The sequence below is a fragment of the Curtobacterium sp. PhB190 genome, assembly GCF_004365385.1.
Classification (GTDB): Bacteria; Actinomycetota; Actinomycetes; order Actinomycetales; family Microbacteriaceae; genus Curtobacterium.
In genome coordinates this window covers 17,455-38,429 of record NZ_SODN01000012.1, presented here as the reverse complement: position 1 = coordinate 38,429, position 20,975 = coordinate 17,455, and the positions used below count along the sequence as shown (strand labels likewise).

Annotated in this window: 20 protein-coding genes and 1 pseudogene; 9 read left to right on the top strand and 12 right to left on the bottom strand. The window is 71.2% G+C overall.

Features of this window, described 5'->3' with window-relative positions:
• Nucleotides 1–3 precede the first annotated feature (3 nt).
• From EDF47_RS17295 to EDF47_RS17285, 3 genes and pseudogenes are all read left to right on the top strand, one after another.
• Complete coding sequence (locus EDF47_RS17295; protein WP_123292408.1) at nt 4–384, top strand: hypothetical protein; 381 nt, start codon at nt 4–6, stop codon at nt 382–384.
• Nucleotides 351–893: pseudogene (locus EDF47_RS20245) on the top strand (DUF6264 family protein); the annotation flags it as partial. The gene EDF47_RS17295 and the pseudogene EDF47_RS20245, both read left to right, overlap by 34 nt.
• Before the next feature lie 281 nt (nt 894–1,174).
• On the top strand, nt 1,175–1,612 hold the full coding sequence (locus tag EDF47_RS17285; RefSeq protein WP_123292410.1) for a hypothetical protein: 438 nt from the start codon (nt 1,175–1,177) through the stop codon (nt 1,610–1,612).
• A gap of 28 nt (nt 1,613–1,640) precedes the next feature.
• Here EDF47_RS17285 and EDF47_RS17280 read toward each other — a convergent pair whose 3' ends face one another.
• A complete protein-coding gene (locus EDF47_RS17280) occupies nt 1,641–2,261 on the bottom strand; it encodes a hypothetical protein (RefSeq protein ID WP_123340324.1) in 621 nt (206 codons plus the stop codon).
• Nucleotides 2,262–2,528: 267 nt separating this feature from the next.
• Nucleotides 2,529–3,983, bottom strand: coding sequence for an APC family permease (locus EDF47_RS17275; RefSeq protein WP_123292412.1), 1,455 nt, complete (start codon nt 3,981–3,983; stop codon nt 2,529–2,531).
• A gap of 98 nt (nt 3,984–4,081) precedes the next feature.
• Between EDF47_RS17275 and EDF47_RS17270 the strand changes: the two genes are divergently transcribed.
• Nucleotides 4,082–4,510: a hypothetical protein gene (locus EDF47_RS17270; RefSeq protein ID WP_133938770.1), complete on the top strand. Its 429-nt coding sequence runs from the start codon at nt 4,082–4,084 to the stop codon at nt 4,508–4,510.
• Nucleotides 4,511–4,532: 22 nt separating this feature from the next.
• Here the strand turns inward: EDF47_RS17270 and EDF47_RS17265 are convergent, their stop codons facing one another.
• A complete protein-coding gene (locus EDF47_RS17265; RefSeq protein WP_243834078.1) occupies nt 4,533–5,171 on the bottom strand; it encodes a uracil-DNA glycosylase in 639 nt (212 codons plus the stop codon).
• Nucleotides 5,168–6,370, bottom strand: a complete 1,203-nt coding sequence (locus tag EDF47_RS17260) for a glycosyltransferase (RefSeq protein WP_133938768.1) — start codon at nt 6,368–6,370, stop codon at nt 5,168–5,170. Before EDF47_RS17260 ends, EDF47_RS17265 begins: the two co-directional genes overlap by 4 nt.
• A 76-nt stretch (nt 6,371–6,446) precedes the next feature.
• On the opposite strand from EDF47_RS17260, the gene EDF47_RS17255 reads away from it, so the two are divergent.
• Both EDF47_RS17255 and EDF47_RS17250 read left to right on the top strand, forming a co-directional pair.
• Nucleotides 6,447–6,638, top strand: coding sequence for an antitoxin VbhA family protein (locus EDF47_RS17255; protein WP_131846296.1), 192 nt, complete (start codon nt 6,447–6,449; stop codon nt 6,636–6,638).
• Complete coding sequence (locus EDF47_RS17250; protein WP_131846295.1) at nt 6,635–7,234, top strand: Fic family protein; 600 nt, start codon at nt 6,635–6,637, stop codon at nt 7,232–7,234. Before EDF47_RS17255 ends, EDF47_RS17250 begins: the two co-directional genes overlap by 4 nt.
• Here EDF47_RS17250 and EDF47_RS17245 read toward each other — a convergent pair.
• Nucleotides 7,216–8,073: a DUF429 domain-containing protein gene (locus EDF47_RS17245; RefSeq protein WP_131846294.1), complete on the bottom strand. Its 858-nt coding sequence runs from the start codon at nt 8,071–8,073 to the stop codon at nt 7,216–7,218. The two genes, EDF47_RS17250 and EDF47_RS17245, sit on opposite strands and share 19 nt — an antisense overlap.
• A gap of 32 nt (nt 8,074–8,105) precedes the next feature.
• Here EDF47_RS17245 and ligD point away from each other — a divergent pair, with 32 nt between their 5' ends.
• Complete coding sequence (ligD, locus tag EDF47_RS17240; protein ID WP_131846293.1) at nt 8,106–9,125, top strand: non-homologous end-joining DNA ligase; 1,020 nt, start codon at nt 8,106–8,108, stop codon at nt 9,123–9,125.
• Between the two features lie 19 nt (nt 9,126–9,144).
• Here ligD and EDF47_RS19970 read toward each other — a convergent pair whose 3' ends face one another.
• The 3 genes from EDF47_RS19970 to EDF47_RS17235 all read right to left on the bottom strand — a co-directional run bounded on the left by EDF47_RS19970 (nt 9,145) and on the right by EDF47_RS17235 (nt 10,628).
• The gene (locus EDF47_RS19970; RefSeq protein WP_165901405.1) at nt 9,145–9,288 is read right to left on the bottom strand and encodes a hypothetical protein; all 144 of its coding nucleotides are present in this window, start codon (nt 9,286–9,288) and stop codon (nt 9,145–9,147) included.
• A complete protein-coding gene (locus tag EDF47_RS19965) occupies nt 9,285–9,446 on the bottom strand; it encodes a hypothetical protein (RefSeq protein WP_159573681.1) in 162 nt (53 codons plus the stop codon). The genes EDF47_RS19970 and EDF47_RS19965 overlap by 4 nt, the downstream gene beginning before the upstream one ends.
• A gap of 138 nt (nt 9,447–9,584) precedes the next feature.
• Nucleotides 9,585–10,628 (bottom strand): ATP-dependent DNA ligase, encoded by a 1,044-nt coding sequence (locus EDF47_RS17235; RefSeq protein WP_131846292.1) that lies wholly within the window; start codon nt 10,626–10,628, stop codon nt 9,585–9,587.
• A gap of 169 nt (nt 10,629–10,797) precedes the next feature.
• On the opposite strand from EDF47_RS17235, the gene EDF47_RS17230 reads away from it, so the two are divergent.
• Nucleotides 10,798–11,841: an MBL fold metallo-hydrolase gene (locus tag EDF47_RS17230; RefSeq protein ID WP_165901404.1), complete on the top strand. Its 1,044-nt coding sequence runs from the start codon at nt 10,798–10,800 to the stop codon at nt 11,839–11,841.
• Between the two features lie 17 nt (nt 11,842–11,858).
• Here EDF47_RS17230 and EDF47_RS17225 read toward each other — a convergent pair whose 3' ends face one another.
• The 4 genes from EDF47_RS17225 to EDF47_RS17210 all read right to left on the bottom strand — a co-directional run bounded on the left by EDF47_RS17225 (nt 11,859) and on the right by EDF47_RS17210 (nt 17,406).
• Complete coding sequence (locus EDF47_RS17225) at nt 11,859–12,491, bottom strand: NAD(P)H-dependent oxidoreductase (RefSeq protein ID WP_131846290.1); 633 nt, start codon at nt 12,489–12,491, stop codon at nt 11,859–11,861.
• Nucleotides 12,492–12,652: 161 nt separating this feature from the next.
• The gene (locus tag EDF47_RS17220) at nt 12,653–14,314 is read right to left on the bottom strand and encodes a putative Ig domain-containing protein (RefSeq protein WP_131846289.1); all 1,662 of its coding nucleotides are present in this window, start codon (nt 14,312–14,314) and stop codon (nt 12,653–12,655) included.
• A gap of 220 nt (nt 14,315–14,534) precedes the next feature.
• Nucleotides 14,535–16,367, bottom strand: a complete 1,833-nt coding sequence (locus EDF47_RS17215; protein WP_131846288.1) for a hypothetical protein — start codon at nt 16,365–16,367, stop codon at nt 14,535–14,537.
• Nucleotides 16,368–16,503: 136 nt separating this feature from the next.
• Nucleotides 16,504–17,406, bottom strand: coding sequence for a LysR substrate-binding domain-containing protein (locus tag EDF47_RS17210; protein ID WP_111086860.1), 903 nt, complete (start codon nt 17,404–17,406; stop codon nt 16,504–16,506).
• 105 nt (nt 17,407–17,511) lie between these two features.
• Between EDF47_RS17210 and EDF47_RS17205 the strand changes: the two genes are divergently transcribed.
• Complete coding sequence (locus tag EDF47_RS17205; protein WP_131846287.1) at nt 17,512–20,970, top strand: bifunctional proline dehydrogenase/L-glutamate gamma-semialdehyde dehydrogenase; 3,459 nt, start codon at nt 17,512–17,514, stop codon at nt 20,968–20,970.
• The last annotated feature ends 5 nt before the right edge of the window (nt 20,971–20,975 follow it).

Below are 20,975 nucleotides of genomic sequence, written 5' to 3'. Positions count from 1 at the left end.
GGCATGCGTTCCTTCCTCCGCGTCCTGCTCGGCCTGGCGCTCGTGTTCGCCGGCACGAGTCACCTCACCTTCGCGCGCAAGGAGTTCACGGCCCAGGTTCCGGAGTTCGTGCCGCTCTCCGAGGACGCCACCGTGCTGGCCTCGGGTGTTGCCGAGATCACCCTCGGTTCGGCGCTCGTGCTCGCGCCGAAGCCGGCCCGGCGCTTCGTCGGCTCCGTCGCTGCGCTGTTCTTCACGGTGATCTTCCCGGGCAACTTGTCGCAGTGGGTCAACCGCCGCGACGCGTTCGGCCTGGACACCGACGAGAAGCGCGTCGCGCGCCTCTTCGGGCAGCCGCTGCTCATCGCCGCGGCCCTCTGGTCCACGCGCGGCCGGCGGTCCTGATGGACGCGCCCGCCCGGTCGTCCGGTCCGGCTGACGCCGGTTCGGCTCCCGGGTCCGGGCCGGAGTCGGTGCCCGGCTCGGGTCCGGAGTCGGTTCCGGGGGCGCGTCTCGATCCGCTCGGGTCGGCTCCGGCACGGTTCGGACGGGAGGCCCGCCACCCCCTGGCAGGGCGCCGCCGCGTCGCGGACATGGTCGCCTCCATCACCCTGCTCGTGGTGCTGACGCTCGAAGCGTTGGCAGCGGGGTGGGGCATCAAGCTCATGTCGTTGGCGTTCGTGTCGTGCGCTGCCCCGGGGAACACCTGCAACGTGGGGCTCGGGGACTCGGTCGTGACGGTCGGGCCGATCCTGATCGCGCTGGTGCTGGTCGCCTCGATCGTGGTGTGCATCCTGCGGCTGGTGCGGCGTCGGCTCGCATGGCCGGTCGTGCTCGTCGGTATGGCCGCCGTCGTCGCGGTGTTCTTCGCGGCGCTGCTGCTCATCGAGAGCTCGGTGACGCACGGCATCTGAGGGGTGCTGCCGTCCCGAGGTTCCGAAATCTCGGCATGTCGGCGCCCTGTTCGTCGAGGTCTGGAACCTCGGGGATCAGCGTGCGGCACGTCGTGGAACCTCTCCGAGCCGGTCAGGTTCGGACTGGAGGGCCGTCGAGCGACCGCGGGGGCGTCGGGATCGCCGAAGTCGGACGGCTGCGGCCTCAAGGTCGTCCTCCACAGGTGGCTGCGGCGGCGAGGTTGTCCACAGATGCACACGGCTGCCGTCGGTGGGCGGGCCGGGTTCGCGACGCTGGAGTCATGCCTGACACCGACACCCTCGACCGCCTGATCCGAACCCCTGTCCGTACCGACGACGACGTCGTCCAACTCGTCGCCGCCCTGGTCGACCGCCCGGTGCGCCGGCAGTGCTGGGTGGTGTTCCTCGACGAGCTCGGGATGTCGATCCCGTTCCTGCTGCCCATCGCGGACCTGCCCTACCAACCGGACGAGCACGTCAGCGACTTCGCGTCGTTGATCTCCGAGATCGTGGGGCAGCTCGGTGCGGTCGACGTCGTCCTCGCGTGGGAGCGGCCCGGTGTCGACCGAGTGCACCCGGTCGACTGGGAGTGGGTCGATGCATGCGCCTGCGCCCTCGACGAGCACGCGATCCGGCTGCGCGCGCAGGTCATCGTCCACGACGGCGGGGCCGCGATGGTCGAACTCGACGAGCACGACCAGGATCAGGACGTCGCGTGACCGGCGGGCCCGGCGGTCTCGTGCCCGGTCAGCCCTGTGGCGCGGTGTCCGGCACGGTCTCGCCCGTCAGGCCCTCGACGACGGCCTTCGCCGCGGGCCAGGACTTCGCGTAGTGCTCGGGGTCCGAGTTGATCTGCACCGCGTGCGCCATCTGCGTCGGCGTCATCGTCTTCCAACCGGGGACCTTGACGAGCTTCGCGTAGAACATCGACGCCGCCGTGTACGGGTCCATCCGCTGCTCGTACGTGCCCCAGGCGCCGTTGTCGCGCTGCTGGAACAGTCCGCGGCTGTCCGGTCCCGCGGCGTCGCCGTGGTCCAGGTTCACCAGGCTCGACTCGCCGATCGCCGTCATGACCCCGACGGCCTGGGTGTGCGGCCCGATGCCGACTGCCTTCGCGGCCTGGATCACGGACGCGGCGTTCACCAGGCGGTCCTGGCAGAAGCCCGCGATGGGGCCGGCGGGGACGACCATGCCGCCGACGGTCTTCGAGGCGACCTTCGGGCACGTGGGGGTGGCGTCGGCGGCGCTGGACTTCGCGATGCCGGCGATCGAGTTGACCGCGATCACGACGAGCACCACGACGCCGATCCCGACGACCACGATGCCCGCGCCGAACACCGACGCGAGCGTGATGCCGACACGGCGCATGACGGGACCTCTCGACGGACGGGGCGGGGCAGGCGGAGCACGACGAGCGTACGGGCGCCGCCTGGGAACCGCACCCGCCCGATCGGGGGTCGCTGTGACGCACTGACGGTCCTGGTGCGCCGAACACGGGGTTCGTGCACCAGGACCGTCAGTCCCGACGTCAGCGTCGGTGTCGGCGCGACCTGTTCCGACCCCATCCGCCGGCGGACAGGGAGACGAGCGCGATTGCGGCGATGACGATCGTCCAGATGACGGCGGTCGCGTCCATCAGACGTCGCGGTGGTCGTGCGGCGGGTGCTGCACCTTCGTCGGTTCCGTGACCAAGCCGGTCGGGGCCTTCTCGGGCTGCTTGCGACCGTGCGTGAACCAGGTCAGGATCCACAGCAGCACACCCAGGGCCAGCAGCGCACCGGCGATCTGGTACTGCTGCGGGTCACGGCCGGACGAGAACGGCAGCACGAGCCACAGACACGTGATGATGCCGATGACGGGGATGATCACGCCGGCTCGGAAGTGCTTGTGGTCGACCTTGTCGCGGCGGAGCACGAGCACCGTCAGGTTCACGACGGCGAACACGGTGAGCAGCAGGAGCGAGGTCGTGCCACCGAGGACCACCACGATCGGGGAGTCCGGGTCGAGCGAGACCCAGCCGATGAGCAGCAGGGAGATCGCGGTGGTGAAGACGATCGCGTTCGACGGGGTGCGACGAGCGGGGGAGATGCGGGCCAGGAAGCCCGGCAGCACGCCCTGCTTGCTCATGCCGTACAGCAGTCGCGACGCCATCATCATGTTGATCAGGGCGGTGTTGGCCACGGCGAACATCGAGATGAACGGCAGCAGGTCGGCGATCGGGAAGTCCGGGGCGGCGGTCTGCACGACGGTCACGAGCGGGGTCTCGTTGCCGGCGAGCTCACCGATCGGCACGACGGCGACGGCGCAGATCGACACGAGCGTGTAGATCACGGCCGTGATGCCGAGGCCGGTGAGCATCACCTTCGGGAAGATGCGCGAGGGGTCCTTGGTCTCCTCGGCCATGTTCACCGAGTCCTCGAAGCCGACCATCGCGAAGAACGCCAGCGACGTCGCCGTGGAGATCGACATGAGCAGGGTCTTGTCCTCCGGGGTCTCGAACATCACCACCCGTGAGAAGTCCGCGTTGCCACCCGCGATCGCCCAGAAGCCGATCAGGATCACCATGACGAGACCGGACAGCTCGACCAGGGTGAGGACCACGTTCGTCTTCACGCTCTCACTGACACCGCGGAAGTTGATCGCCATCACCGCGAGCATGAAGCCCATGGCGATGAGCATCACGACGGCGTTCGGCAACTCGAGGCCGAACCCGACACCGAGGTTGGCGGCGAACGCCCGCGACGCCGTCGACGCCGAGGTGATGCCGGAACACATCACGATGAAGGTCACGATGAAGGTGATGAAGTGGACGCCGAAGGCCTTGTGCACGTAGAGCGCAGCGCCCGCGGTCTGCGGGTACTTCGTGACGAGTTCGAGGTACGAGAACGCCGTCAGCAGGGCGACCGCGAAGGCGATGAGGAAGGGGAGCCACGCTGCTCCTCCGACCTCTGCCGCGACCTGACCGGTGAGCGCGTAGACACCCGTTCCCAGGATGTCGCCGACGATGAACAGCAGCAGGAGCTTGGGACCGATGACCCTGCGGAGCTCGGGCTGCTCCTGCTGTGGTCGGTCCGTCTTGGTGGTGGCCATGCGTCACCCTTGCGCGCGAGACGCCTTGCTGTCTAGTCCCACAGGAAGGTTTCTCGCGATCGCAACACGGTCGCTCGGCGACGGATACTCTCCGGGCCATGGACCACGAGTCGAACACCACCGAAGAGCCCGTCGAGTTCGCCGACTTCAACGCGAAGCTGCTGGTGCTCGACGTCCTCTGCTACGACCTCGACGTCCTCGACCCCTACGACCCGGAGACGGCCGACGAGACGGACGAGGACCTCGACGTCGACGGCCAGGACGACCGGGCCCGTGAGTACTACGACGACCTGGAACTCCTGCCGTCGCACCTGTCGCTCGTCACGGAGATCACCGTCGACACCGAGCTCGAGGTGCTCCAGGACGTGCACCCCGGGTGGGAGGGCTCCGACGACCGCTTCGACCCGCAGAACTGGGACGACATCCTCGACCTGCCGGCCCTCCGCACCGTGTACGCAGCTGCGCCGCTGCCCGCCCACGTCGCCGAGGCCCTGGCCGCGAAGGGCGTCGAGGTCCGCTCAGCCTGACCGGAGGGACCGGCACGGGGAACTACAGCGAGCGGTCCAACGCTCGCAGCTGCTCGGTGAACTGCTTCGCGCCGCCCTGCGCGGGGTGCCGGACGGCGATCGCCTCGATGCCGGCCAGTGCGAGCGCACCCTGGGCCTTCCGCCCCACCGCGACCACCCGGACCCGGTCGACTCCACCGAGTGCCTCGAGCAGCGCGAGGGCGACGGGCGCTCCCGACCGCACCTCGGCCGGACGGGGCGTGCGGTTCGTCAACCGGTCCGGGGCGACGAACGGGTGGTGCGGGAAGATCGCCCACGCCACGGGGAGCGGCCCGGCCCAGTCGGACAGTGCCGCCTGCACCACGCGCGATGAGGCCTCCCACGGAGCGGTCGGCTCCGGCGGCACCAGGTAGTCGTCGCCGAACCGGTCCGTCCCGAGCTCGCGCATGCTCGTGAACGGGATGCCCGTGTTCGTCATGCCGCGCCATCCGGGTGCCTCGGCCACGAGCAGGGTGTCCGCCTCCGGCCCGAACTGCTCCAGGTACCGCTGCAGGTTCGACCGACGCAGCCGCCCCTCGGCCGAACCGAGGTCGTACAGTGCCTCGGCGTCCGCCTCGGCGTCCGCGTCCGTGGGCACGGAGTCGAGCGCCGCCCAGAACCCCGAGGGGTCGAAACGGCTCACGAGCGGCCGAGCACCCGGCGGTACACGTCCTCGAGCCCCGAAGCCGATCGTTCCCAGCTCAGACGCTCCGCGTGCTCCCGCCCGGCCGAGGACAGCGCGGCGGCGTACCCGGAGTCGGTCAGGATCCGCTCGATCTCGGCAGCCCACACCGACGGTTCGCGCGACTCGAGCACGACGCCCGTCTCCCCGTCGACCACGGCCTCACGCAGGCCCCCGGCAGCCGCGGCCACGACCGGCACCCCGGACGCCGAGCCCTCCAACGCCACGAGGCCGTACGTCTCGGAGTGCGACGGCACCAGCACGGCTGCCGCGCCACGGAACAGGAACGCCAGGTCGGCACGCGACTGCGGCCCGATGAAGGTGACGCGGTCGGCGATGCCACGCGCGGCGGCGAGCCGACGCAGTTCGTCCACGTAGTCACCCGCCTCGCTCGAGGCGTCTCCGGCGATGACCAAGGTGGGACGGGCCTCCTGGCTGATGCCCGCGATCGCCTCGATGGCCAGGTCGAGCCCCTTCAACGGCTGCACGCGAGCCGCCGCGACGACGTAGGGGGTGGCAGCCCGGCGCGCACCGGCGGCGGCCGGACGGAAGACCGACCCGTCGACCCCGGGCGGCACGATCCAGATCCGCGCGTCGGCACCGCCGAGCCGCGTCCGGACGGTCGACGCCTCGGCTTCGGACACCACGACCACCGCATCGGACTCACGCGCCAGCTGCTGCTCGCCCGTGATGCGCCCGGCGGACTCTGGCCGCTCACCCTCGGACAGCGGCGTCTCGGGGTCGGCGGCGATCGAGTGGAACGACTGCACGTGCGGGATGCCACGCTCACGGGCGACCGGCAGGGCAGCGGCACCGGAGAACCAGTGGTGCGAGTGCAGGACGTCGAACGGCCCGAGCTGCTCGAGCTCGTGGCGGAACGGCTCGATGAACGCGTCGTGCTCACCCTTCGGCACCGGCTCCGCCGGACCCGCCGACAGGAACCGCAGGCACACACCCGGCACGAGCGACACCGAGTCCGGCTGCGTCGGCGCCGAACGCCGCGTGATGATGTCGACGTGGTGGCCACGATCGGCCAGCGCCTCGGCCTGGTGCCGGACGACGACGTTCATGCCGCCGACCTCGCCCGAGCCGGGTTCGTCTCCGGGGGAGGTGTGCAGCGACACCAGCCCGATGTGCAGGGGTTCGCTCGTCGTGCTCACCGGTCAACCCTAGCCGCGCGTCGGTGCGTCCACCCGGCTCTGGAGCGCAAGGGCTCGACCGCGTAGAATCGGTCTCATGGCCAAGCGAGTCGTTCGAACCGTCAGTGGCGCCGAGCGCGCCAAGCGGTCGCACGCCGTGGCGGCGGTAATCCACTCCGGTCGACTCGAAGGGTTCGAGGACAACCCCGAGTGGATTCAGTACATGAGCCGCTTCGCACGGGGTGAGATCAGCCGCGAGGAGCTCCGGGCCTTCGCACACCGCCGGTGAGTCGACCGGTCGGCGGTTACCACGACGAGAACTTCGTTCTGCGGAACAAGTTCGGAGCGACGAGCAGAGCCGCACTCGCGGCACTCGAAGTGCCTGAGGTGCAAGACCGCGAACTCGACTTGCTGCTCGGCGAGGTCCGCGGTCTCCGCGGTCTTCGACCATCGCAGCGGATTCGACGAATCCACGCCCACCTCTTCCAGGACGTCTACGAGTGGGCTGGCGAGTACCGTCTCGACGGCATCGCGAAGAACCCGGACGAACCTTTCCTGCCTCCCCAACTCATCGCTCCGCGGATGGCCCAGCTCGACGGCGAGTTGGCTGGCGGGGGAGAGATGCTGAAGCGGCCGCTCGACTTCCTCACGGAGCAGTTCGCGACACTCAACTACATCCACCCCTTCATGGAGGGCAACGGTCGAACGCAGCGAGAGTTCTGGCGACAGTACGCCGCTGAGCACGACGTCACGCTCGACTGGCAGCAGGCGACGAAGTCCGAAAACCACTCTGCAGCCCGCCGCTCGATGCTGGGCGATCTCGGTCCACTGCGCGACCTGCTCGCAAAGGTGATCGCTTCAGACGCTCAGCGCGAGCACGACTGACCAATCTGCGGCGGCCTCCGCTGCGACGGGCGCGCAGGCGCCACCACGACCGGCCGGCGGCCCGCCTCGTCCACCGGGTCGGACGGGAGGCCCACATCGCCTCCCAGGATCTGCACGCGTTCGTCCCCGTGCCGCTCCCAGAACGCCGCCGTCCAGGCACACAGGGCACCGTCGAGCAGGTCCTCGCGGTGCTTGTGCGTCGGACCGTGCAGCACTGACGGGTCGGCGAGGCCCGCAGCCAGCGGATGCGAGTCGAGCTGCAACGGCGGGTCGAGCGGGGTCTCGCGCAGGCGCCGGACGAGCTCGTCGAACGCCTCGGCGCGGCGTGCCCGGGCCTCGGCTGCCGGCACCCTGAGGTCCAGGCGCTTGTACCGGGGCCGCTCGACGTCGTACCCGAGCTCCTCCACGCCGACCAGGGTCGTGTACGGGTAGCACTCGAACATCGCCGGCCCGGTCCTGGCGTGCATGGATGCCGTGTCGGACACGTACTCGACGCCCAGTGCGGTGAGCCGGTCGAGCAGGCTGGCGCCGGCGCTCGCCGCGGAGGCCTGGTTCGTCGGGTTCGCCGCCACCTTCCACCGGCCGTAGCGCTGCCCGACCTGCCGTTCGGACTCGCGGATGCCGGTCGGGTTCGTCACGACGAGCGAGGCGTCGACGGCGATGAGCGACCGCGGCCCGAGGTGTTCCGCGACCCAGGTCGTGACGTCGTCGACCCCGCGGGCCCATCCGGCATCGGTGATCGTGCCGTCGGACTCCATCGCGACCAGTCCGGTCTCGTTCGGGGCACGGCTCGCGGTGCCGAGCCCCCACGCCAGGTCCACTCCGAGGTACGCGCTCACTCGTCCATCGTGCACCGAGTACCTTCCGCTGCATGGCGAGCGAAGCGACGACGGTGCGGGTACCCGGGCCCGACGGGGACCGCGAGGTCCGGATCAGCAGTCCCTCGCGCGTGCTCTGGCCGGAGGCCGGGATCACCAAGGCCGACCTCGCCGAGTACCTGGTGACCGTGGGCGACGCCTTCGTCCGGGCCAACGGCGACCGGCCCATCTCGCTGCAGCGGTTCCCCGGCGGCGTCGACGGCGAGCAGTTCTTCTCGAAGAACCCGCCGAAGGGCGCCCCGGTGTACGTGCGGTCGGTCACGGTGACGTACCCGAGCGGCCGGAAGCACCCGCAGCTCGTCATCGACGAGCCGGCCGTCGCGGTGTGGGCCGCGCAGATGAACACCGTGGTCTTCCACCCGTGGGCGTCGCGCGCCGAGGACAGCGACCACCCGGACCAGCTCCGCATCGACCTCGACCCGCAGCCCGGCACGGACTTCTCGGATACGGTGCCCGTGGCGCAGGAACTCCGGAAGGTCCTGGACGAAGCGGGTCTGACGGCGTGGATCAAGACGAGCGGCAACCGCGGTCTGCACGTGTTCGCCCCGATCGCACCCGAGCACGAGTTCCTCGACGTCCGGCACGCCGTGATCGCCGCCGCCCGAGAACTCGAACGGCGGATGCCCGACCTGGTCACGACGGCGTGGTGGAAGGAGGAGCGAGGCCAGCGGGTCTTCGTCGACTTCAACCAGGCGAACCGTGACCGGACGATGGCCGGTGCCTACAGTCCACGGGCTCTCGCGCACGCCTCGGTGTCGACGCCGATCACGTGGGACGAGCTGCCGACCGCGGACCCGACGACCTTCACGATCCGGACCGTCCCCGAACGCTTGGCGACGATCGGCGACCCGTGGCAGGCGATGCACGACGAGCCAGCGAGCATCGCGCCGCTGCTGGCGTGGTGGGAGCGCGACCTGGAGAACGGCGAGGGTGAACTGCCGTTCCCGCCGGACTTCCCGAAGATGCCCGGCGAGCCGCCGCGTGTGCAACCGTCCCGAGCCAAGAAACCCTGAGTCGGGTCAGCGGGGACCGTCAGACGGAGGGCAGGGTGTCCGTCGAGCGGTCGGGGTCGTCGACGCGCGACGTCTGCATCGGCAGCCCGACGCTCGCCGTGTGCAGGCGGGTCAGGCGCGACCAGGTGCCGCGGTGCGCGTCGCTGATGCCGTCGACGATCACGAGCCCAGGCCGATCGTGACGAGTGCGAGCGCGGTGGCGGTCACGCCGGCGATGGCGCTGATGACCGCACTGAGCTGCAGGGTGCGCTGGCGGCGTGCCTCGCGTACCTCGGTGAAGGGGTTCCGCTGCGAGTGGCGGACAAGCGTGCTGGTGCTCATGTCGATCCGCTTTCGGTCCTGGGGCTCCCGGGATGGGTGCCTCGTGGTGCTGATCACCATCGTGGCAGCGTTTCGCTAGTTCGACTAACTACTTTCCTGCGATCACGGGGAAGACGACGAAAAACGGACAACCACGCGTCAGGACAGGACATCCCGCAGGTCGTACGCCGACGGCACCTCGAGCTGGTCGAACCCGCACGACGCCGCGTCGCGGTCCGGACGCCACCGTTCGAACTGCACCGTGTGCCGGAACCGGTCGCCCTCCATCTGGTCGTACCGGACCTCGAGCACGACTTCCGGCGCCAGCCGGACGAACGACGTGTCGCGACCCGACGAGAACCGCGAGCGTTCCCCGTCACCGGTGACGGGCCTCCCGTCCGCATCGCGGAGCACGACGGGCTCGAGCTCGTCGACCAGGGCGAGCCGGCGCTTGTCGGAGAAGGCGGAGACGCCGCCGACCTGGCGGAGCTCACCGTCGTCGCCGTACAGCCCGACGAGCAGCGACCCGACGCCCGAGCCGCTCTTGTGCACGCGGTACCCGATCGCGACGACGTCGGCCGTCCGGTGGTGCTTGATCTTGAGCATGGTCCGCTTGCCCGGTTCGTACGGCTTGGCCCGGCGCTTGGCGACGACGCCGTCGAGTCCGGCGCCCTCGAAGGTGGTGAGCCACTCGCGTGCCTGGTCGACGTCGAGTGTGGTGCGCGTGACGAACAGCGGGTCGGACATGCCGCTCGCGAGCTGTTCCAGCCGGTCACGTCGTTCGTCGAACGGCAGGTCGACCAGCTCGTCGCCGTCCGCTGCGAGCAGGTCGAACGCGACGAACTGCGCGGGCGTCTCGGCGCTGAGCTTCGCGATCCGCGAGGCCGCCGGGTGGATGCGCTGCGACAGTGCCTCCCAGTCGAGGCGCTCGGCTCCGGGCTCGCCCGAGCGAAGGATCACCTCGCCGTCGAGCACCACCGGGTGGTCACGGCCGCCGAACTGCGCGCGGAAGGCCTCGACGAGTTCGGGGAAGTAGCGCGTGAGCGGCTTCGCCCCGCGGCTGCCGATCTCGACGTCGTCGCCGTCGATCGTCACGATGCCGCGGAAGCCGTCCCACTTCGGTTCGTACCGCAGGCCACCGGTCACGCTGTCGGGTTCCGGGACGTCGGCGACGGCCTTGGCCAGCATCGGTGCGATCTCCATGCGTCGTGTCTACTCGGGCGCGGGTGGGGCTTGCGTGGGCGGGGTGTGCGCTTGGTGAGCAGGAATGGTCGGGTCCGGCGCGACGACTCGACCATTTCTGCTCACGAAGTGCGGCCGGGAGGCCCGGATCACCCGGGGCAGGTCGGATCGCGTCAGTAGTGTGGTGCGGGTGACGACCGTGCCCCCGTCGGCAGCGCCGGCTCCGGAACCGATCAGCCCCGTGCAGGCCGCCGCGCTCCGCGACGGCGTCCTGCCGCCCGTCGAACAGATCCGGCCGGGGATCTGGACCTTCGCGGTGCCGTTCCGGTTCGGGGTGCCCGACGCGACCCTGGTCTACGTGGTGGAGGGGTCGGACGGGTCCCTCGCGCTGATCGACCCCGGGTGGTCGGCCGACGACGGGCTCGATGAGGTCCGCGCCGCGCTGTCGGCGATCGGCCGGTCGCTCGACGACGTGTCCCTCGTCGCCGTGACGCACCTGCACGCAGACCACCTCGGTGCCGCCGCCGCGGTGCGTCGAGCGACCGGTGCGCGGGTCGCGATGCACGGGCTCGAGGTCGACGCGCTGGAGCGGGAGCGCACCGACGCGGTGCGGAACGACGCCGACATCGCCACGTGGGGCCTGCCGCCCGAGCTGCACGACGGCGTCGTCGCGGCCTGGGGGAGCGGGCGACGGATCGGGCTCGGCTGGAGCGAGGCGCCCTACGCCGACCTGCTGCTGGCCGACGGCGACGAGCTGCCGATCCCTGGGCGCACCATCCGGACCCTCTGGACGCCCGGGCACACCGCCGGTCACGTGTGCTTCGTCGACGAACCGGACGGGCTGCTCTTCACCGGGGACCACGTGCTGCCGCGGATCAACTCGGGGATCGGCCTCGGTGGTCGGACCGCCACGAACCCGCTCGGCGACTACCTGGCGTCGCTCAGCCGACTCGACGTGTACGCCGGGCTCGAGGTCTGCCCGGGCCACGAGTACCGGTTCGCCGACGTCGTCGCCCGCGCGCAGACGTTGGCTCGACACCGCGAGGAGCGGTCGCGGCACGTCGCCGAAGCACTCGACCTGCTCGACCGGCCCACGCTGTTCGAAGTCGCCGCGCGTGTGCCGTTCAGCGGCGGGATCGAGTCGATGACCGGGTTCCTGCTCGCGAGCGCACTGACGCAGACGGCGTTCCACGCCGAGCTGCTCGGCCGGTCGGACGAGATCCGTCCCGCCTGACCGCTCGCGTCCTGACCTCAGCCGAGGGTCGACGCCAGGCGCTCGATCGTCGTCTTCGCGTCGGCGAGCTCGGCGGACGCGTGCTCGGCGAGCGGGGCGAGGTCGGGCAGCCGGTCGGCCAGGGTCGCACTGACCGTGATCGGGTAGAGCTTCATGCCGAGCGCCGTGCCGAGGATGAGGTGTAGGACCGGCGAGCCGTGGTCCCAGTCCTCGGTCGGGGTGCCGGCGTCGTACGTCGCACCGCGGCTGACCACGGTCACGACCGGACGGCCGGCCAAGGGCTGCACGTCGCCCGCCAGGACCCCGGGGATGTGGATGCGGTCGATCCAGGCCTTGAGCGTCGACGGCACCGTGTAGTTGTACAGCGGCGACCCGACGACCACGACGTCGGCGGCGAGGAGTTCGTCGATGACCTCCTGGCGTAGTGCCTCGGCCTCGGGAGCGACGGACTCGTCCGCGGTGCGGTCCGCTGCCGCCCAGTGCAGCGCCGAGGTCTCGAGGTGGGGGAGCTGGTCGACGTGCAGGTCGCGGCGGACCACCGTGTACTCCGGTCCGCGTGCGCGCCAGGCATCGGCGAACGCGGCGGTCAGCGCGCGCGAACGGGAGTGGGAGAGGTCGGCCGAGGAGTCGATGTGCAGCAGCGTGGGCATGGTGCCCACGCTACCGACGGTGGGACGGAAACGGCCCCGCCGCCCCGGGGAGGCGGACAGGCGGGGCCGAGCCGGGCCTCCCGTCCGTCACGCGGGCACGCGACGGACGGGAGACGACGGGGGACCGTCAGCGCTGGTCGTACGTCAGCGCTGGTCGTCCGTCAGCGCTGTGCGCGGCGACGGCGCAGGGTGCGGGCGCCGATCAGGCCGGCACCGGCGACGAGCAGACCGAGGGCCCAGGGCAGGGCGCCGGTGGCGTCCGAACCCGTGTAGGCGAGCTGGCCGCCACGGTTCGTCGGGGTGACCGGTGCGGCCGCGGGGACCGGGGTGACCGGAGTGGACACACCGGGCACTGTCGGGACCGCGGTCGGCTGGACGTCCACCGCGAACGAGGTGGTGAAGTCACCGGCCGAGACGGACAGGTTGTGGATCGACGCGTGCGGGAACGTGACGTTCACGAGGCCGAAGAAGCCCAGGTCGGGGTCCGGCGCGATGACGTCGCTCGCCACGTCCGAGGTGACGGTCGGGACGATCGACTCCTCGTTCTCGTCGGTGATCTCGTTGCCGAACACGTCGACCAGGCCGCCGGACACGACGAGCGTCCCGCCCTGCTTGATGGTCGGCCGGCCGCCCTCGACCTCGTTGCCGGTGTAGCCGCCCTCACCGTCGCCCGTGATGGTGAACGTGTAGACCTTGCCCTCCGGGTCGATGATCCAGCTGGTCCGGGTGCTCGTGTCGTCCTCGTCCTCGCCGAGGTCGAACGCACCGGCACGGTCGGTCGTGAAGACGATGATGCCGAGCGGCGCGGCGGCCTCGACGGTCAGGTCGACGTACTGCGTGACGGTCTCGGTGCCGCTCGTCGCGGTGACCGCGAAGGTCCAGTCGGACGCTTCCGTCGAGACGCCGCTGAGCTCACCGGTGGAGGCGTCGAACGTGATGCCGTCCGGGAGCTGCTCGTCGGGCTCCGGGACGTACTCGTCACCGTTCTCGTCGTAGTACGTGGTGTCCTCGAGCTCGTCCTCGTCGAACCACGCGAGCGCGTACTTCGGCTCCGGGAAGCCCTGCGCACGGAAGGTGTGCGAGAACGCGTCACCGGCCGTGGTGCTCAGCTCGAGCGGGTGGTCAGCGTGGGCGCCGGCCTTCGTCGGCTTGCCGTCCTCGCCGAGGAAGGCTGGGGTCTGGCTGACGGGCGCGGTCGCGTCGGAGGTCACCGAGGTCGTCTCGGTGGCGCCGGGCAGGGTGCCGGTCACCGTGACGGTGATCGTCTTGCGCACGTCGGTGGGGTCGATGCGGTAGGTCGCGGTCTTCGACAGGACGTTGCGGTCCTGGTCAGCCCAGACGTACTTGTACGAGGAGTCCTCGTCGAAGCCGGTGACGACGGCGCTCAGGAGGGTGCCGACCTTGGCTGCACCGTCGATGGTGACGGTCGCGTCGGCGGCCTTCGTGGTGACGTCCGGGGTCGGCGTCGCGGTCGGAGCCGGGGTCTCGGCGGCCGGAGCCGTCGTCGCGGGGGTGGTCTGCTCGTCGGCCGGGGTGGTCGCGTCGTCGCTCGGGGTGGGGGCCGGGGTCTCCTCGGCGGGTGCCGGGGCCGGGGTCTCCGTGGTCTCGTCCGCGGGGACAGACGGCTCGTCGGTCGGTGCGGGCGTCTCCGTCGCGACGGGGGCCGTTGTCTCGTTCGAGGAGACGGGCTGCGTCGAGTCGGTCGGCTCGACGGCGCTGGCGGCGGTCGCCGACATGATGCCGAGACCGGTGGTCAGACCGACGAGTGCGACGGTGGTGCCGACGGCGCAAGCGCGACGAACGGCGGAGGTGCTGCGGTGCACGGGTTCCCCCCATGTTCAGGTCCGGCTGGGTGGCCGGATCGTAAGAATCTGCCGAGAGTTTCGGCCTGCTCGGATCGTAGTGCGGCTGCGTGGCCGTTCAGGCGTCGGTGACCGGAATGTGACCATGGTTGGGGGTCCGTGCGGAAACCCGCGTCGGACGGGAGGCCCGTGGCGGATCCGCCACGGGCCTCCCGTCCGTCATCCGGTGCGGTGCACCGCGTCAGGCGCGTCGGCGACGCAGGCGGTGGACGAGCAGGCCGCCGCCGGCGGCCAGCAGGCCGAGCGCCCAGGCGAGCGTGCCGGACGTCTCCGCGCCCGTGAACGCGAGGGTGCCGGTACCGGCCGTCGGGGGCGTGGTGCCGACGGTGGCGGCCGCGGGCTGCACGTCCACGTCGAACGAGGTCGAGACGTCACCGAGTGCGACCGTGATCGTGTGCGGCGACGCGTGCGGGAACGCGACGCGGGGCTCCCACGGGCCGTGGGGGAGCAAGACCTCGTCGCTCGACACCGTGCTCGTGACGACGGGCTGTGCGCCGTCCGACTCCTGCGTGCTGTTCCCGAACGCGTCGAGCGCCGTCACACGGATGGCCATCGTCGAGCCCTGGGCCACCGGGACCGCGTCGAACGGGATCGACTCCCCGCTCTCCGCGAAGACCTCGCGCAGCCCCCGGCCGTCGCGGAGCCAGCCCCTGGGGGACCCGATCGTCCCGACGAGCAGGCTGAGTTCCTCGGTGGCGGCCGGACGGATGGACAGGTGGACGTACTGCGTGGCCGCCCGGGAGCCGTTCATCGCCATGACCTGGAAGTCGTACTCACCGGCCACCGTCGGGGCGCCGCTCAGGACCCCGCTCGTGTCACCGACGGCGATCCCGAGCGGCGCGATCGGGGCTTCGTTGCCCGGGACGGGGAACGCGGTCGCGCCGGTCAGCAGCACGTAGTGGAGCTCGCTCGAGGACCCGGTGGCGGTGAAGGTGCGTTCGACCTGCTCGCCCGCGATCGTCTCGATGCGGATCGGGGACTCCGGCGTCGACTGCTCGTCGAACATGATGGTGTCCGGAGCCGCGGGTTCGCCGGTGCCCTCGGCGCCGACCACCACGTCGAACGCCGTGGAGACGCCGCCCTCCGAGACCGTCACGGTCCGGGTACCGGTCCCGCCGAAGGTCACGGTCGTCGAGGAGTCTCCGTCGTTCCACGTGGCCACGTCGGAGTCGTCCGTGCTGGTGACCGTCGACCGCGGGTAGTCGTCGTCACCGCCGGGGGTGGTCCGGTTGCCGTAGGCGTCGACGGCGAGCCCGGCGAGGGTGAGCGGGGTGTCCTCGGCGACGGGGATGTCCGGCACGATGCGGACTCGGCCCTGCCCGGCGGCCTGCTCCCAGATCGTGCCGTCGGCTTCGACCTGCCAGAGGCCGTCGTAGTCCGGCGTCGCGACCCCGAACGTCACGCCCACGGGGGCACCGGGGGAGACGGTGAGCTCCACGTACTCGGTGATCTGGGTCGAGCCGCTCAACGCGACGACCTCGAAGTCGAACGTGCCGGCCTCTGTCGGGGTGCCGCTCAGGACACCGGTCTCCACGTTGACGCTGTACGCCGCTGACGGGGCGTCCTGGATGGCGTAGCCCACGGTGCCGTTGCCGCCGGTGGTCTCGAAGGTGTGCGAGAACGGGGTGCCGGCGGTCGCGGTGAGGACGAGCGGGGCGTCCGCGGTCGACGGCTCCGTGAACGCCAGGTCGCTGCCGTCGTCGGCGGCGGGCGCAGCGGGCAGTGGGGTCTCCGACTCGTCGGCGGGAGCCGGCGTCGGATCGGGAGTCGTGCCTCCCGGCTGCTCGTCGGGGGCGTCGGTCGGGACGGGCGTCTCGGGCGCCTCGGGCGAGGCGGACGCAGCGGGTGTCGCGGCGCTCGTCGCCACCGGTGTCACGGTGCTGGTCGCGGTCGGTTCCTCGGCGGCGACGGCGGTCGTGGCGCCGATGCCGAGGGCCGACGAGGCGGCGACGATGGCGACGGCGGCGCCGATCGCGGCGACGCGACGCGTAGTGGACGTGCAGGGCTGACTCATGGGATCCCCCTCGGATACCGGACGGGGCACCGAGAAGTGCCCTCACCCAGGAGATGTCGTCGATCCCGCGATCCTGACGGCCCGTCAGGTCTCGGTTCGGTCTCGGTGCAGTCAGCCGGATCGGGGACGGGGCCCGTCAGTCGCCGACGGCCGCCGCGGCGCGTTCGAGGGCGGCGCGCAGCGCACGGACCGCGGGCGAGGACGCCCCGGCGGCGCGCACGACGGTGAAGATCGTGCGGCGGGGCTGCTCGGGCAGTTCGAGCAGGCGGCAGGTCGTCGTGCGTCCGGTCCACATCAGGTCCGGCATCAGGCTGACGGCGTTGCCGGACTCGACCAGTCGGATCTGGGTCTGCAGGTCGGCGGTCTCGTAGCGGACGTCCGGCTCGAAGCCCCAGCGTCGGCACACCTGCTCCGCGAAGTGCCGCGACGCCGTCCCGCGGGGTTCCATCACCCACGGCAGGGCCTCGGCGTCCTCGAGGCTCGAGACCGGTAACAGCGCCGTGTCGAGCGGCGGCAGCGCCAGCCGGACCGCATCGGTGGTCAGGTCCGAGCGGTCGAGCCCGGACAGGTGCGGGGCGGCGTGCGCCGGGTACTGCTCGGCGATGACCATGTCGAAGTCCCGCGCCCACGTCTCGTTCAGGGCGGTCTCCGGCTCGCGCTGCACCATCTCGACCCGGACGTCGGGGTGTTCGGTGGCCATCTCGTGCAGGGCGTTGGGCATCAGCGCGAGGGCGGCGGACTGGAACACGGCGACGCGCACTCGCCCCTGGACCGACGGCAGGGTGTCCTCGACCTGCGCCTGGGCCTGCTCGAGCACGTCCTGCACGTGGCCGGCGGCGGCGACGAGCACCTCGGCCTGCGGGGTGAGCTGCAACCGTCGGCCGGCCTTGCGGAGGAGCTGCACCCCTGCCTCGCGTTCCAGGGCGCTGAGCTGCTGCGAGACCGCCGACGGCGTGAAGTTCATGGCCTCGGCGACGGCCGCGATGGTGCCGCGGATCGACAGCTCGCGGAGCAGGACCAGGCGGCGGACATCGAGCATGGTCTGACGGTAGCGGGGCCGCCGTAGATTCGGTAGTGCAACTGAACGGTACCCATCAGGAACGGTCGCTTCCGCTACCGTATCCCGGGCCTCCACACTGATCCCATGACGACCCTGCAGGAGCACCCCGCCACCGACCACGACGCGCTGGCGGACCAGTCCGTCGCACTCGTCCGACAGTGGCTGGCCGAGGCCGAGTCGTTCCCGGTGGACGGCTCCGCCAAGCAGCTCGCCGGGGTGCTCGCCGACCCCGCAGGTCTGGACTTCGCCGTCGGCTTCGTGGACGGCGTCGTCCGCCCGGAAGACCTCGCCGTCGCCGCGCGCAAGCTCCGGCAGATCGCGCCCGGTGCCCCCGGGTTCCTGCCCGCCGCGATGCGCGGACTCGTGCGCCTCGGTGGCGGCATGGCACCGGTGCTTCCGGGCGTCGTCGTGCCCATCGCTCGTCGAGTGCTGCGGGGCATGGTCGGCCACCTCATCGTCGACGCGACCGACTCGAAGCTCGGGCCCGCCATCGCCAAGATCAAGCGGGACGGCGTCCGGCTCAACGTGAACCTGCTCGGCGAGGCCGTGCTGGGCGAGCGCGAGGCCGCGCGCCGGCTCGAGGGCACGCACAAGCTCCTGGCACGCGACGACGTCGACTACGTGTCGATCAAGGTCTCGTCGACCGTGCACCCGCACTCGCCGTGGGCGTTCGACCACGCCGTCGACGACATCGTCGAGCAGCTCCGCCCGCTGTTCGAGCGCGCCGTGGCCTCGACCCCGGCGAAGTTCATCAACCTCGACATGGAGGAGTACAAGGACCTCGACCTGACGATCGCGGTCTTCACGAAGCTCCTCGACGAGCCTGCGTTCCTCGGGCTCGAAGCCGGCATCGTCCTGCAGGCGTACCTGCCCGACGCCCTCGCCGCGATGGAGCAGTTGCAGGAGTGGTCCGCCGCTCGCCGGGCCCGTGGTGGTGCCGGCATCAAGGTCCGCCTGGTCAAGGGCGCGAACCTGCCCATGGAGCAGGTCGAGGCCTCGGTGCACGGCTGGCCGCTCGCCACCTGGCACACCAAGCAGGACTCCGACACCAACTACAAGCGCGTGCTCGACTGGGCACTCACGCCGTCGCGCGTCGAGAACGTCCGCGTCGGCGTCGCCGGGCACAACCTGTTCGACGTCGCGCACGCGTGGCTGCTCGCCGGTGAGCGGGGCGTGCGGGACGGCATCGAGTTCGAGATGCTGCTCGGCATGGCGCAGGGCCAGGCGTCGGCAGTGAAGAACACGGTCGGTTCCCTCCTGCTCTACACGCCGGTCGTCCACCCCGGCGAGTTCGACGTCGCGATCGCGTACCTGATCCGCCGCCTCGAAGAAGGCGCCTCGCAGGACAACTTCATGTCCGCGGTCTTCTCGCTGGTGTCGTCGCCGCCGCTGTTCGCCCGCGAAGAAGAACGCTTCCGCGCCTCGCTCGTGCCGCTCGCCACACCCGAGGGCCTCGCCGCTCCCGCGTCCCACCGCGTCGCCGACCGCTACGCGGCCGTTGGGCGCCCCGGACCCGGCCGGTTCGAGAACACGCCGGACAGCGACCCGTCGGTCGCGCCGGTGCGCCAGTGGGGGTCGGCGATCACGGACCGGATCGCGTCGTCGACGCTCGGCGTCCGCGCCGTCCAGGAGGCCCGGGTCGACTCCGCCGCGTCACTCGACTCGGCGCTCGCTCGCGTCCAGGCCGCCGGTGCGGTCTGGGGGACCTGGTCCGGTGCCGCTCGTGGCGCCGTGCTGCACGCCGTCGGCGACGCACTCGAGGCGAACCGCGCAGCACTCATCGAGGTCATGGCCGCGGAGACCGGCAAGACCATCGACCAGGCCGACCCCGAGGTGTCCGAAGCGATCGACTTCGCACACTTCTACGGCTCGCTCGCGTCCCAGCTCGACGACCTCGACGGTGCGACCTTCACCCCGGCCACGCTGACCCTCGTCGCACCGCCGTGGAACTTCCCGGTCGCGATCCCCGCCGGCTCGACGCTGGCCGCACTCGCTGCCGGGTCCGCCGTCGTCCTCAAGCCGGCGCCGCCCGCCGAGCGCTCCGGGGCCGTCCTCGCCTCGATCATCGAGACCGCGCTCGACGCCCACGGGGCCCCGGCCGACGTGCTCGCGTTCCTGCAGGTGTCCGAGAACGAGCTCGGCCAGCAGCTCATCGCCTCGCCGATGGTCGACCAGGTGATCCTCACCGGTGCCTACGAGACCGCAGAGCTGTTCCGCTCGTTCCGCTCTGACCTGCCGCTGCTCGCCGAGACCTCGGGCAAGAACGCCGTGATCGTCACCCCGTCGTCGGACCTCGACCTCGCGGTGAAGGACGTCGTCGCCTCGGCCTTCGGGCACGCCGGCCAGAAGTGCTCGGCCGCGTCGCTCGTGGTGATGGTCGGCTCGGTCGCGAAGTCGAAGCGCTTCCGCAACCAGCTCCTCGACGCCGTGTCCTCGCTCACCGTCGGCTCGCCGACCGACCCCACCACCCAGATGGGCCCGATCATCGAGCCGGCATCGGGCAAGCTGCTCGCCGGCCTGACGACGCTCGGTGCGGGGGAGACCTGGGCCGTCGAGCCGAAGCAGCTCGACGAGACCGGCAAGCTCTGGAGCCCCGGTGTCCGCCAGGGCGTCCGCCGCGGCTCGGAGTTCCACCGCACCGAGTACTTCGGCCCGATCCTCGGCATGATGACCGCTGACACCCTCGACGAGGCGATCGACATCGTCAACGAGGTCGACTACGGCCTGACCTCGGGCCTGCACTCGCTCGACCCGGCCGAGATCGGCACCTGGCTGTCGCGGATCCAGGCGGGCAACCTCTACGTCAACCGCGGCATCACGGGCGCCATCGTCCGTCGGCAGCCGTTCGGTGGCTGGAAGAAGTCGGCCGTCGGCGCGGGCACGAAGGCCGGCGGGCTGAACTACCTGCTCGGGCTCGGGTCGTGGGCGCCTGCTGCGTCGACTGCTGCGTCCGTTCCTTCCGCTCCGGTCAGCGCCTTCGTCCGTGCGGCCGGGGGCACCTCGCCGGTGCTCGACCGGTCGCTGGCGTCGGACGAGCAGGCCTGGTCGACGCTGTTCGGCACCGCGACCGACGTCTCGGCCCTGAGCGCCGAGCGGAACATCGCGCGGTACCTGCCGTTCCCGTCGGTGCAGGTGCGCCTGGCTTCTGGTGACGAGGATGCTGTTCCTGACCTCGTCCGCGTCGTCGCGGCTGCGCTCCGGGCCGGCACGACGATCGACGTCTCGACGGCCGCCGCGCTGCCGACACCCGTCGCATCGGCGCTCCGCTCGCTGCCCATCGTCCGGTCCGTCTCGCAGTCGGTCTCCGACGAGTCCTTCGCGTCGTCGATCGCGGCGGGGCCGTCGACCCGTGTCCGGCTCATCGGCGGCGACACCTCTGCGCTGTACTCGGCGATCGGCGGGCGTCCCGACGTCGCGGTGTACGGCGGCCCCGTGACCGAGGCCGGGCGGCTCGAGATCCTGCCGTTCGTCCGCGAGCAGGCGGTCTCGATCACGGCGCACCGCTTCGGCACGCCGAACCACCTGACCGACGAGCTCATCTGACCGGA

Excerpts from the sequence above, each read along its gene's own strand:
- EDF47_RS17295 (WP_123292408.1), top strand. The coding sequence starts at position 4 with ATGCGTTCCTTCCTCCGCGTCCTGCTCGGCCTGGCGCTCGTGTTCGCC.
- EDF47_RS17285 (WP_123292410.1), top strand. The coding sequence starts at position 1,175 with ATGCCTGACACCGACACCCTCGACCGCCTGATCCGAACCCCTGTCCGT.
- EDF47_RS17280 (WP_123340324.1), bottom strand. The coding sequence starts at position 2,261 with ATGCGCCGTGTCGGCATCACGCTCGCGTCGGTGTTCGGCGCGGGCATC.
- EDF47_RS17275 (WP_123292412.1), bottom strand. The coding sequence starts at position 3,983 with ATGGCCACCACCAAGACGGACCGACCACAGCAGGAGCAGCCCGAGCTC.
- EDF47_RS17270 (WP_133938770.1), top strand. The coding sequence starts at position 4,082 with ATGGACCACGAGTCGAACACCACCGAAGAGCCCGTCGAGTTCGCCGAC.
- EDF47_RS17255 (WP_131846296.1), top strand. The coding sequence starts at position 6,447 with ATGGCCAAGCGAGTCGTTCGAACCGTCAGTGGCGCCGAGCGCGCCAAG.
- ligD (WP_131846293.1), top strand. The coding sequence starts at position 8,106 with ATGGCGAGCGAAGCGACGACGGTGCGGGTACCCGGGCCCGACGGGGAC.
- EDF47_RS19965 (WP_159573681.1), bottom strand. The coding sequence starts at position 9,446 with ATGAGCACCAGCACGCTTGTCCGCCACTCGCAGCGGAACCCCTTCACC.
- EDF47_RS17235 (WP_131846292.1), bottom strand. The coding sequence starts at position 10,628 with ATGGAGATCGCACCGATGCTGGCCAAGGCCGTCGCCGACGTCCCGGAA.
- EDF47_RS17225 (WP_131846290.1), bottom strand. The coding sequence starts at position 12,491 with ATGCCCACGCTGCTGCACATCGACTCCTCGGCCGACCTCTCCCACTCC.
- EDF47_RS17215 (WP_131846288.1), bottom strand. The coding sequence starts at position 16,367 with ATGAGTCAGCCCTGCACGTCCACTACGCGTCGCGTCGCCGCGATCGGC.
- EDF47_RS17210 (WP_111086860.1), bottom strand. The coding sequence starts at position 17,406 with ATGCTCGATGTCCGCCGCCTGGTCCTGCTCCGCGAGCTGTCGATCCGC.
- EDF47_RS17205 (WP_131846287.1), top strand. The coding sequence starts at position 17,512 with ATGACGACCCTGCAGGAGCACCCCGCCACCGACCACGACGCGCTGGCG.